Origin of the sequence: Sneathiella sp. (assembly GCF_036960985.1) — a bacterium.
GTDB lineage: Bacteria > Pseudomonadota > Alphaproteobacteria > Sneathiellales > Sneathiellaceae > Sneathiella.
Genome location: NZ_JBALWD010000006.1, coordinates 60,311 through 72,817, shown reverse-complemented (window position 1 = coordinate 72,817; position 12,507 = coordinate 60,311). Strand labels below are relative to the sequence as shown.

The following is a 12,507-nucleotide window of genomic DNA, read 5'->3' as shown; positions in this document are numbered from 1 at the left end:
GTGTCAATCGCACCCGCAGTAGAGATATACAATTTCACCAAGGCATTTGGGCCAACAATTGCCAACAAGAATGTCAGTTTTTCAGTAGAAGCTGGAAGCGTACATGCCTTGCTTGGTGAAAATGGTGCGGGCAAATCCACTACCATGAAATTGCTCTCCGGCCTGGTTCAACCGGATACAGGTGGAATTAAAGTTGATGGGCAAAATGTAAGTTTCAAGAGTCCGCGAGACGCCCACAAAATCGGCATACAGACGGCTTTTCAGGAATTGACATTAATCCCTGATCTTACCGTTCTTGACAATATGATGTTGCCTGCCGGACCAACGAATTTTCTCTCGATTTTGCAAAGAAACCGGGCTGGACGTGCAGTTTCATCCCATTTTGACAAGCTTGGTCTTAACATCGAGTTGTCCGCGCTAGCCGGTGGGTTGGACTTGGCAACAAAACAAAAAATAGAAATTGCCAGAGCCTTATATAAGAAACCGAAAATTTTACTGTTGGATGAACCAACATCCTCTCTTTCTGGTGACGATGTGGAATGGCTGGGGCAAATTACAGCACAATGTAAAGAGAAGAGTATTACAGTAATTTTCATTACCCATCGGATGGCGGAAGTGCGAGCTTTTTGTGACACGCTGACGATATTGCGTAACGGCGAACATGTGAAATCCGCTGATGTTGCAGGCATTAGTGACAATGAAGTGCTTGAACTTATTATAGGTCGTTCAGTAGACAATACCTTTCCACCAAGAATGTGCGTTGCAGAGTTGAGTAATGCTTCGCCTGTACTTCAGGCTAGAAATCTTGCCGCAGGCGATAAACTCAGTGCCATCGATATTGATCTACACCCCGGTGAAATACTTGGAGTAGCGGGCCTGCAGGGCATGGGAGCTCAGGCGCTTTTCCTGTCCTTGTTTGGGGCAATTCCCATTGAAGAGGGTGAAATGCTTTTGGATGGTAAAAGCATATACCTTGCCTCACCTGCGGATGCGGTACATCCATCGGTTGGAATTGGGATGGTGCCCGAAGAACGAAAGACTCAAGGCCTGTTTCTGAAGCTGGATGGCATTAAAAATATTAGCCTTCCAGTAGTTGATGAATATTGCCGCCACGGCTTGATAGACCTTGCCGCCGAAAGTGCGCAGGCAGATCAGGTTTTTGCTTCAATGGAAGTAGATGCCAGGGCGAGTTTCACTTCCGTTGGAACTTTTTCCGGCGGTAACCAACAAAAGATAGCGATTGCAAAATGGCTATTCTCTCGAAGCCGAATTCTTCTGCTCTTTGATCCTACACGGGGCATTGATGTTGGTACAAAACACCAAATCTATCAGTTGATGCACGCCTATACCAAGATGGGCGGGGCTATTTTATTTCACTCGACTGAAATTCCTGAACTAGTTCATCTCAGCGACCGTGTTGCTGTTTTGTATGAAGGGCAGATTAACCGCTGGCTAAGCGGCGAAGAAATTAACGAAACGGCTATGATGGAAGCCGCCCTCGGAGGAAAAGCATCCAAATCCAGGCGTGTATTGGGAGCAGTTTGATGAACACGCGCACCGCCAATCAAAAACCGGCCCGTACATTGGGAAATCCAGCATACAGCAATATTTTACGGCGCAATCATTCCGTTTTGGTTGCCATGAGTGTATTCGTTTGTTTGCTGCTTACAACCAGCTGGATCAGTCCATATCCGCTTTCTTATTTTGACCTGTCTTTTCTTGCAAGTGGAGGTGCAACTACAGCCCTTGCGTCCATGGGGCAAACTCTTGTGATCCTGTCAGGCGGATTTGATCTGTCAGCTGGAGCAGTGGTTTCCCTGGTCAATGCTGTCCTTGCATCTTTCATGGATCCGTCAGATTTTGAAGCATCCGTGATTTTATGGACCTCAGTGGGAGTTGGGGTCGGTATGATTGTTGGTGCCTTTAATGGATTCTTTATCGCCTTTCTTCGATTGCAGCCCATAGTTGTCACTTTGGCGACCATGTTTATCATTCAAGGAGGAACGCTGCTTGTCCTCGATAAACCGGGCGGATTTGTTTCTCCTTCTTTGGGAAACATTTATATGGGCGATGCAATAGACGGCGTGCTTCCTGCGTCAGTTGTTTTGATCGGTGTTCTCCTCCTTCTTTGGCTTTGGTTAGCCAATACCCGTTTTGGACTAGCATTATATGCTATCGGAAGTGATCCTGAAGCCGCCAAAGCCACGGGCATGCGAACGACGTTGGTAACATTTTTCACATACGTATTGGCAGGAGGCCTTTACGGGTTGGCAGGTGTATTTGTCAGTGCGCAGACAGGCTCCGGTGATCCCCTCGTCGGTAATTCCTTGCTACTTCCGACATTTGCGGCGGTTGTGATTGGCGGTACTCGGCTTGGCGGCGGCAAAGGCGGACTGATAGGCACGGTATTTGGCGCCTACATTCTAATTATTGTAATCAACATCCTGCTTTCGCTCAATGTGTCGGCGTATTATTCGACGATTACTGAAAGTGCAGTATTGATCATTGCCGTTTTAGCTGGCACTTTTTCGAAAAACAGCATCCTTACCAATAGAATAAAAGATTTTGGTCGGCGGCATCTTGCACGACAAAAGAAAATGTTGGTTTCACAGCTTGAACAAATTGATCGACGTTTGTCGTTCGTTTCCAGTGAACAAGTTACTGCTTCATCTAAACCGGGATTCATAAAAAAACATGGGGAAACCCTACGCTACGCGTTACCAGCCTACGGCTGCCTGCTGATAGTGGTGATTGTCACAGAATTTGTGCTTGGTGGTGTTTTCACTGGCTTCCGTTATTGGGACGCTTTGTTTGTCCTATCCTCTTTTCTTGCCATTTTAGCCCTAGGCCAAGGTTCTGTGATTTTAACCGGTGGCCTAGACCTGTCTGTTCCCTGGGTGATTGGCCTGTCCGGCATTCTGGTGGCGGACATAGTTCAAGGCGCTGACTTGGCACTCATATATGCAGTGCCGCTGGTTCTAATTACAGCAGCAGGGATCGGTTTGATTAATGGATTGGGGGTCGTTGCTCTGGGTCTATCTCCAATTGTTGTAACTCTTGCAATGAACGGGATAATACAGGGCGCGGCGCTGATTTACTCAGATGGCACGCCTTCAGGCTTTGCCGCTCCAGCCCTGCGCTGGCTGATGACGGGCAAAGCATTGGGCATTACACCGGTCATATTTTTATTGTCAATCTTCGGCATGTTTGGTGTTTTGCTACTGAGCCGTACTGCATTCGGACGGCGAATTTATGCAGTCGGCAACAGTGAGGAAGCCGCACGTTTGTCAGGTGTAAAGACCAACAAAGTCCTGATTGGCGTCTATATATTGTCAGCTCTTTGTGCCGCTCTGGTTGGGATTTTATTGACTGGATTTTCGGGACAGGCAAGCCTAGGCATGGGAGATGATTACATGCTTCCTTCTATTGCGGTCGTTGTGGTTGGCGGAGCATTGATTACCGGTGGGCGCGGCCATTACCTGGGTATGCTCGGGGGCGCACTTTTACTGACCGCCATGCAAACACTGCTTGCAGGTACAACCTTACCGTTTGCTTTTCGTTCCGTATTTTTTGGATTGGTAATTCTCGCTGCTGTTATCGCATTGCGGGAAAAAAGGAGTGAGTAATTTGGAAAATATTAACCAGTTTCAATTGCCGGGTTTGAAAGGACAACGCGTAGTGATAACAGCAGGTGCCAATGGCATTGGCTTTGCCATTGCAAAGGCTTTATCAATGCAAGGAGCAATACTGGCGATTTGCGATGTTGACGATACGGCAATCAAATTTGCCCGCAAAGAGCTCGGCAATTGTTTGGCTATGAACGCTGATGTTTCCGACCCAGCCGCTGTAGAAGCCTTTTTTGAGGCTGTGAAACAACAACTTGGTGGATTGGACTCTTTAATCAACAACGCTGGAATAGCGGGTCCCACAAGCAAGATTGAGGACATTTCTATAGAAGACTGGAAGCGGTGTATTGATATAGACCTTACCGGCCAATTTCTGTGCGCACGAAGTGCCGTTTCAATGATTAAGGAGGCCGGTGGCGGCTCAATTGTGAACATGTCATCAGCGGCAGGCAAACACGGATATGCCTTCAGAACACCGTATTCTTCTGCAAAATTCGGAATCATTGGTCTTACGCAAAGCCTTGCCAAAGAATTGGGACCGGACAATATCCGAGTGAACGCAATTCTTCCCGGCATTGTGGAAGGGGCCCGCATGGAAGGAGTAATTCGTAATCGCGCTGAACAGATTGGCGTTTGCTACGAAGATATGGAGGCGGAATATCTGAAAAATATATCACTCCGCCGAATGGTCACCATGGACGATATCGCTAACACCGTGGCTTTTGTGCTTTCCGATGTTGGCAAAAACTTATCAGGTCAGTCTCTCGCAGTCGATGGAAATGTGGAGGCTCTATAGCAATGAAATTCATCGTCAGGATCAGAAAGTGAGACAATGACAACCCAATCGCAAAAAGGTAAAGTTATTATTACCTGCGCAGTAACAGGCGCCATTCACACGCCAAGCATGACGCCTCATCTGCCTATCACCGCCGATGAAATTGCCGCAGATGCCCTGGCGGCCGCTGAGGCCGGAGCAGCTATCCTACATCTTCATGCCCGCAATCCTGAAACCGGCCAACCTGACCAAAATCCAGAAGCCTTTGCACCTTTTTTGCCTCGCATCAAACAAGGCACTAATGCAGTTGTCAATATTACCACGGGCGGCAGCCCATATATGACAGTTCAAGAACGCGTGAGCCCTGCAGCCACATATCAGCCTGAAGTAGCTTCTCTTAACATGGGGTCCATGAATTTTGGACTGTTTCCGCTTCTCAATAAATACAAGGAATTCAAGTTTGAATGGGAACGAGAGCATCTTGAAGGTTCGCGCGATCTAGTCTTCAGAAACTCCTTCAAAGACATCGAGTATGTGTTGTCGACATGTTATGGCAATGGCACGCGATTTGAATTTGAGTGCTATGATATTTCTCACCTCTACAATCTCGCACACTTTGCAGATCGTGGATTGGTCAAAGCCCCGTTCTTTGTCCAATCAGTATTTGGACTTCTTGGAGGCATAGGACCCCATCCAGAAGACGTTATGCATATGAAACGTACAGCGGATCGATTATTTGGAACGGACTATCGCTGGTCAGTTCTTGGAGCAGGGTCAAATCAGTTCAGAATTGCTGCACAAGCTGCCGCCCTTGGAGGCAATGTGAGGGTTGGGCTGGAAGATAGTATTTGGGCCGGAAAAGGTGAGCTTGCGACGTCCAGTGCAGTTCAGGTTACAAAAGTTCGAAAGATCATAGAAGGTCTTGGCCTGAGTGTTGCCACACCAGACGAAGCTCGGGAGATTCTTTCACTAAAAGGCGGCGATCAGGTCGCTTTCTAGCAGTCAAATATTCAGTCATGATTGATGGAGGCAATAAATGCGTATCGAAGTTTTATTGGATGTAAAAACCACTCTTGGAGAAGGGCCAGTTTGGGATATCGACCAGCAGCGCCTTTATTTTATAGATTCGATAGACGGGCGTGTCTTTCGCTGCACCGCCGAAGGAACCGAGATACGCGCTTGGGACGTGCCAGGAAAAATCGGATCTATGGCCCTAAGAAAAAATGGCGAAGGTGCTATCGTATCATTGCAGCAGGGGTTCCATCTACTGGATTTTGGAACTGGAGAATGTGACCTTTTTCACGACCCGGAACCAGATATACCTAATAACCGCATCAATGATGGTAAGGTTGATAGACTAGGCCGCTTCTTTGCAGGCTCTATGGATACAAAGGAAGAAGGCCCATCTGGTGCTCTTTATCGAGTAGATCCGGATTTAATCGTCACAAAGGTAGAGGATGGAATAATCTGTTCCAACGGCCCGTGCTTCAGCCCCGATGATAAAACTTTCTATTTTCAGGACACCTGGACAGGTGAGATTTGGGCCTATGACTATGATATTGACACGGGAAACCTTTCAAATCGGCGCACGTTTGCCAAAGTTGACTGTCGTAACGGTGGCGCGGCAGATGGATCAACAGTAGATGCCGAAGGGTACCTGTGGAATGCGCTTGTTTATGATGGCAAACTTGTACGTTATGCGCCTGATGGTATGATTGACCGGATTATAGAGATGCCTGTTAAGAAAGTTACGAGTGTCAATTTCGGCGGCCCAAAAATGGATGTTTTATATGTAACTTCGATGGCAAAACCTCCTCTTCCACGTTTTCCCGATGATGGTGTCCTGCGCGGAAGCCTGTTTGCCATCTATGACCTGGGCATCCAAGGTGTTCCAGAACCAAGATTTGGCGCGTAATAGTAACAGTACCGAAATGCTTATTAATTTTGTGCCTCTATCTGGATAGCATGGCAAAATATTTCGGCGGATTTGCCCGCAGAGTGGAAGTTTGGACAAACCTGCGCACTTCCGCTTTGGGTCATTGGTGGACATAGAGCGCGAATATCATCGGGGACGGCTTTACGTCAAAAAGCGGACATTCGGCGCAACCAATATTCGTCAATGCTCAGATTGATCTCCTATGACAGCCAACTCATCTGGACCGAGAGCGGCATGACCAAAGGTGCCGTTATTCCCCGTTAGTAGGGTGGGGTTGTAATTAGTAGGGCCATAGTAGGGAATCTGTGTCCAACCTTGGCAAACGTCGTCTGGCTCTGTCCAAAACAGCTGCCAAAAATAGATCAGTACTTATAAGGCGTTAGCGTGCGCTAGCCTGCCATATCCAAAGTAATTCAAAGGTCTGGACGTTAAAATTCGTAATGCATAGGTCGGGTGTTCAAGTCACCCCAGCGGCACTATTCTTTCCTCTTAGTAATGGACATCGATATCAACTTATTACAGGGTTGGAATGTATTCTAAACTGTAAGCTATGCAGCTCTAAAAGGTCATCTGTTGTGGCAACCACTGTGACACAGCCGTGGATATTATTCAGGTGTTTTTTCGGGTGCTAAAAAAAACAAGAGTCCAAATCAGAACCTCGAGGCTCAGACATAGCCGTCTTTCAATATGTTGCTAAAGTTTCCCTTGTTAAGGTTTTCTAGGGATGCTCCATCACCGATCGATGCGATTTCTCTGATGGCAGTTACAATTAGAACAGCACAGGACTAGATACGGGGTGGCACCGGCGCGTGCCCGAGTATATTCTTCCTTAATCGGATGCTGACAATAAACAGTCTTGAATAATGGGGTTTGAAAAAAATTTCTACGGCCAGTGTTATTGTAATGGTATGATGAACTCTCTGATCAAAAAACGCGTTATCATAGGAGAATGAATGTTTTATTGAATGTCGCGAGCAACAGCTTTGGGTTATTGGGGACGCAATGTGCAACAACAGTTTCCCTGAATCTGCAGACTTACCTGAAAGGCGAAGAAGTTGTCACGGAAAATCCAGAAGCGCGCGTCGTTCTTGACCGGTTTATTGAGTTTCCGATCAGTGTTTATCGCACTGGAATGTTTGGTGTTCAAGCACAAGAAGAGCCAAGTGCTGGCGGTAAAAGTACAGCATCAAGAGATGCGGTTTTCGTGATGATTGACAAGATTATGGTAGATCTCGACAAAGCGCGCGGCCGCTAATTTTGACAAAATGTATTGCGAGTGTTTATCACCCTGTTTGATCGACGCCTGTGACCGACTATTAGCAATAACTCGACGAGTTATGGCTCTTGGCAATGACCGCTCTTGAGAACGAGTCACGGGAACCACCGTATGTTTACTCTGCCGCTTCCAGTTTTGTTGGAACCATAAACAAATCCAAGATATTCTGCTTTAAAATCATAATTTCAATTATGCCATATCACCTTAACTGATCTGTTATTAGACGAATGTTGTGCAGGCGTAAAAACATGTCATAAAGAATACCATGGTATTAAAGATAGAAAATCGAACAGCTCGAAGGCTGTGGCTACATACAAATTTGCTTTCGGCAGCGCCGACTGGTTCTGTTGACACCTTGGAAATCATAAAAAATCTCGGGTTTGTTCAATTGGATACAATTCAGAATGTATCCCGGGCGCATCATCACATTTTATGGAGCCGCAATCAGAATTACCGCGAAGGAATGCTTGATAAACTTTTGGCAAAAGATCGTGATATTTTCGAGCATTTTACACACGATGCTTCCGTTCTTCCGATGGAATTTTACCCAATGTGGAGACGGCAATTTTCCCGGTTGGGAGAGCGTGTTCAAAATTCAAATTACTATCGCACACCACTCGGCAAAACAGGTCGTGACGAAATACGAGCCCGGATAGAAAAAGAAGGACCGCTTTCTACACACGCGTTCGACACAAGGGTAACGGGGAAACAGAAGATGTGGTCTCGACCGCCCCATAAGTTGATGCTTGATCAGATGTGGTACTCCGGTGAATTGTCGACATCTCATCGCGAAAGCTTCAAGAAATTCTATGATTTGTCTGAGCGGATCATACCCGCCGAAATTCTTGAATTTGATCATGAGGACGAGGCACAAGTCAATTGGCTTTGCACTGCGGCGTTAAGTCGATTGGGTTTCGGATCTCTGGGAGATATTCAACGGTTTTGGGCGGCTACGGATCGGGCAGAGGTTAAAAACTGGGCCGAACAATACAGCAAGGAGCTGATCCCCGTAGAAATCGAAGATGTTGACGGAAATTGGTCAAAAGCCGTTGCGCCAATAAATATTGAAGACCGACTAAATACAGCACCTTCTCCGACGTCCCGATTGAGGATTTTAAATCCGTTTGATCCATCAATACGTAATCGATCGCGCCTTGCTAAGCTATTTGGCTTTGACTACCGGATCGAGATTTTCGTTCCAGCCGCCAAACGAAAATGGGGGTATTATGTTTATCCTCTGCTTGAAGGGAATCGTTTTATCGGCCGCATAGAACTAAAAGCGGACCGTAAAGATAAGGCTCTGCAGGTTATCCAGTTTTGGCCTGAATCCAGCGTAAAGTGGTCGGAGAATAGAAGAGCTAAGCTAAGCAAAGAACTCGAGAGATTAGCGCGCTTCGCGAACTTGGAAATAGTTAAATGGGTATGATATTTTTGCTACCCTTAAGTATGACGGTTCTATAACTTTCTTTTGGTATTTCGGGAAAACCGTTTGGTACTTTAATTGCTATGCCTCAATGAGAGAATGTCCGGAATTTGATCGGGAGAGGCAATTTGTAAAAGTGCCATTCCGACCCCAGCAGCACCGTTAAAGAAACCAGGATTCTCGGCGTCATTTCCCACCCGCCACTGAAAGCTTTTTTTCTTTTGAGCGTTTATTAAAACACTAGAAATTTGTGAGAGCGCCTGCTTTTCTAGTTTTTTATTGCGGGTGTCTCGCGCAGCTCGGACCAGAAAAAATAGGATACCGATATTTCCGGAAAAAAGATCGTCGGCGTCTGATAACGACTGATTGGATAATCTTTTTACTGCGTAGTCTATATCTTCTGAATAGCTGGTATAGGGGCTTTTTAGTGCTTCAAGCTCCAGACGCACCAAACCGATACCTGCCAAACCATTAGCATATCCAAGTAATTGAGGTGCTGGAGAAAAATCAGTTGAATTGTCTACATCCCGTAAGTCTGGCCAAGATCCAAACCTGTTTCGTAAAGCACTTTCATATTCAAGACCATCTATTGCCGCGTCATTAAATTGCGGTAGATTGAATACTTTTGCTGCGCGGGAGAGTGCGAGCGCGATGCCGCTGGCACCATGCATTAGTCCCGTTAAAGGTACGGCCCAGTTCTGGCTTCTCCAAGCTTTACTTCCACAAGTTAGGGCGGTTGAACTATCCAAAAGATGCCGTCCGCAATCTCGGATCTGATTTGCGATTTCTGGGCTGGGATACCGATGATAAAAAGCTTGGAGACCGATCATCGATCCGGCAACCCCAGACATCAGCCCGCAATCTTTACTGGATGCTATTTTCGCAGGCGTTATTGTTTGTGCGAAGATTTGCGCAAAGCTTAAATATCGACTTTCATTCAGCATATCAGCAAAGGCTACAAGGGCGTAAATAATTCCTCCAAGGCCAAATCCAAGTCCGAGCGACATGGAGTGTCCCATGCGTTGCATTTGGGCAATATCCCTTGCGCGCTCGAGAACAATCGCAGTTGTTTCGACAGCACGGCTTCGATAGATTTCTTCACTGGTTATTTTGTAAAGTGCGGCTTGAAAAAGGCCTATTCCAAGTGTGCCACAAAAAAACGATGGTGGGAGTATGCTGAGTTGTAATTTACGCTCATCAGCTGTAACCGGTAATAACCCAAGCCAAGCTGATCCACCACCGGATTTCAAGGCCGACTTATTGATTTCCTTTTCCAAGATTTTTGCTTGTTCAATAATCCTCTTGTTACTCGCTGGAGCCAAAAATGATCCTTTTGCGGCCGGCAACGAACCATGGGGTTCAACTATCTTAGTGACGCTAATACATTGCTGGATCATGAGGCGATCACCCTTGAGTATTTCGGAGTTCAAGTTTTGCAGGCGTGATTTAACTTGATCGAGGCAAGGAACATTGAAAAAGTCTTTGACGATGCGTTGATCGCCGCACAACAGGTTCACAGATGTCGGGGTGCCGCTATAAAAGGGAATATTAAATGTCGTAAGACAGGCTCTTTCATAGTTTCTAAACACTGCAGTTGCGTTGAATTCTTCTCGCGTAAATTCTGATCGGAGCAACATGTCAAAATACGAATTCCAAGTAACACCGTTACCCAAATTTTTGGGTTTGAGGGCCTTTTCCATCATCTTCGTATAAACATGTGTCGGCCTCAAAATTGAACGGAAGGAGACATTTTGAAAAGTGTCTAGCGGGCCACCAAATTCAATGACTCTTGGCCCATGCTTGATGAAAAAGGCGAACATTGCTTCATAGCCCGCAATTACGAGTTTTTCATATTCTTTCACGTTCAATAATGATCCATGCAAACTAGGGATATTGTGATAGTGAGTATTTTTGTTAGAGATTTTCCGGCTTTGAGAATTAGTGCTATCAATAGGAGTAGAGGATAATTCTACATTATCGAGGCCGCCCAGCCGGGCCGTTTGCTCATTTGAAGTGCTAAACCAGCCCGGTAGATATCCTGTGTTTAAGACAGAATTTACAATGGCCTCAGAAGCCTTTTCGAATGCCTTTTCCGCACCTAGCAATTGAGTGTTTCTCTTCGGTTGTGCTTGTACAATTGTTTCAAGATCAAGCGGGATAGGTGTAGTGCCGGATCCGATTATATTTCCAAAATGAAAGTCGTTCCCTTGAAGTAATCGGATTAAGCAAAGAGTGGCGCCTGAGCGTTGAAAGAATTCCTCTGCTTCTGCGATTGTCTCGCATGATTTGGGAGCGATCCATTCCACCCAACCGTAACCATTGCACACTTGCGTATTTGGAACTCCGGCGGACAGCGGGGCGCCATGACTATCAAGCCATTGAATCAGTGTGTTCCATGCTTGATCAATACGTAAATCCCTTGGTTTGTATCCAATACTAAGATTATTCTCAAAAGTCAGCTTATAGACAGATTTTCCTTCATTATATAATTCAGAAAGGCCATATTCGATATTTGTGACCTTTCCTGTAGTATGGGTCTGCGTCAACGAAAAAATTTCGGTGCTTAAGTCCTGATATAATCGCTCCAAAAATTCCAGGGTGGTGGCTTGCCATTGCGCGGCCATTGTTGTAATCAGCCGCGCAAGTACGGGTCGTTTATAGAAGAATTTTTTCAGCCCCTCCTTATTTACTATTTGAATAGTGGTATTTTGCTCGCTGCTAATACCAAATTTTGCCGCAGTATTTGTTGCCTTGATACAGCAGTCTGAAATGGACTCAAGTAAAGCAAAATCCAGATCCAAAAGTGCTTCACACGATAGGTTTTGCAGCCAATTATCTTCGGTTTTGACATCTCGCAAGTGCCTTGCTTTTTCGACCAAGGGGTAGAAAATCTTCTCGTGGGAAAGCAAATCTTTTGGCAGGGCCTTATATGCTTCATGAGTGGGTTCATTTTCCTTGTGGTTGCTGAGCAGCTGTTTTAATAAGTTCGTCCATTCTGGAAGATGCTGGTTGGATCCGAGCGTTACGTCGCCAAATAGCGGTTCTGCTTTCGACGGATCTATTCTCTGCTCTGCCAGTATATCGCCCATCAAGAAAGGATCTCCTCCAGATGCCGATTTAATCCAAGTCTTGAAACGGCTTTTTGCTAGGGCAAAATTCTTCTGCGTTTCCTTTGGGACGTATTGTCCCGTTAACCGTTCTTCTAGGGTACTTGCGCGAGCGGCAAGTATCCTTAATTCCTGAATAGTGAAGGATTCTTGCGCACTATTTAAGTTAGCTGTGGTGCATGAGGACCTTGGCTTGGCTTGAGCAGTCATGGAGTATCTCCCGCGCAGTATAATGTGCCGGCGCGAATCAAATGTTTCTAAAAAGTGGATTGATTGCCGACAATTGAAAGCTTGGGAGGAAACATTTGTTTCTCTCCAACGATCTAGATTAGCGCTTTGAAACAGCGCTCAAAATTACGTCAAA

8 protein-coding genes are annotated in these 12,507 nt (G+C 46.0%); 7 read left to right on the top strand and 1 reads right to left on the bottom strand.

Features of this window, described 5'->3' with window-relative positions:
• The 7 genes from V7723_RS05045 to V7723_RS05015 all read left to right on the top strand — a co-directional run bounded on the left by V7723_RS05045 (window position 1) and on the right by V7723_RS05015 (window position 9,039).
• The gene (locus tag V7723_RS05045) at window positions 1-1,545 is read left to right on the top strand and encodes a sugar ABC transporter ATP-binding protein (protein WP_335683348.1); all 1,545 of its coding nucleotides are present in this window, start codon (window positions 1-3) and stop codon (window positions 1,543-1,545) included.
• The gene (locus tag V7723_RS05040; protein ID WP_335683347.1) at window positions 1,545-3,626 is read left to right on the top strand and encodes an ABC transporter permease; all 2,082 of its coding nucleotides are present in this window, start codon (window positions 1,545-1,547) and stop codon (window positions 3,624-3,626) included. Before V7723_RS05045 ends, V7723_RS05040 begins: the two co-directional genes overlap by 1 nt.
• Complete coding sequence (locus V7723_RS05035; RefSeq protein WP_335683346.1) at window positions 3,619-4,422, top strand: SDR family oxidoreductase; 804 nt, start codon at window positions 3,619-3,621, stop codon at window positions 4,420-4,422. The genes V7723_RS05040 and V7723_RS05035 overlap by 8 nt, the downstream gene beginning before the upstream one ends.
• A 36-nt stretch (window positions 4,423-4,458) precedes the next feature.
• Window positions 4,459-5,400 (top strand): 3-keto-5-aminohexanoate cleavage protein, encoded by a 942-nt coding sequence (locus tag V7723_RS05030; protein WP_335683345.1) that lies wholly within the window; start codon window positions 4,459-4,461, stop codon window positions 5,398-5,400.
• Between the two features lie 37 nt (window positions 5,401-5,437).
• Window positions 5,438-6,316, top strand: coding sequence for an SMP-30/gluconolactonase/LRE family protein (locus tag V7723_RS05025; RefSeq protein WP_335683344.1), 879 nt, complete (start codon window positions 5,438-5,440; stop codon window positions 6,314-6,316).
• Window positions 6,317-7,286: 970 nt separating this feature from the next.
• On the top strand, window positions 7,287-7,592 hold the full coding sequence (locus tag V7723_RS05020) for a hypothetical protein (protein ID WP_335683343.1): 306 nt from the start codon (window positions 7,287-7,289) through the stop codon (window positions 7,590-7,592).
• A 286-nt stretch (window positions 7,593-7,878) separates the two neighbouring features.
• On the top strand, window positions 7,879-9,039 hold the full coding sequence (locus tag V7723_RS05015; protein ID WP_335683342.1) for a winged helix-turn-helix domain-containing protein: 1,161 nt from the start codon (window positions 7,879-7,881) through the stop codon (window positions 9,037-9,039).
• A gap of 71 nt (window positions 9,040-9,110) precedes the next feature.
• Here the strand turns inward: V7723_RS05015 and lanM are convergent, their stop codons facing one another.
• On the bottom strand, window positions 9,111-12,353 hold the full coding sequence (gene lanM, locus V7723_RS05010) for a type 2 lanthipeptide synthetase LanM (protein WP_335683341.1): 3,243 nt from the start codon (window positions 12,351-12,353) through the stop codon (window positions 9,111-9,113).
• Window positions 12,354-12,507: the final 154 nt, after the last annotated feature.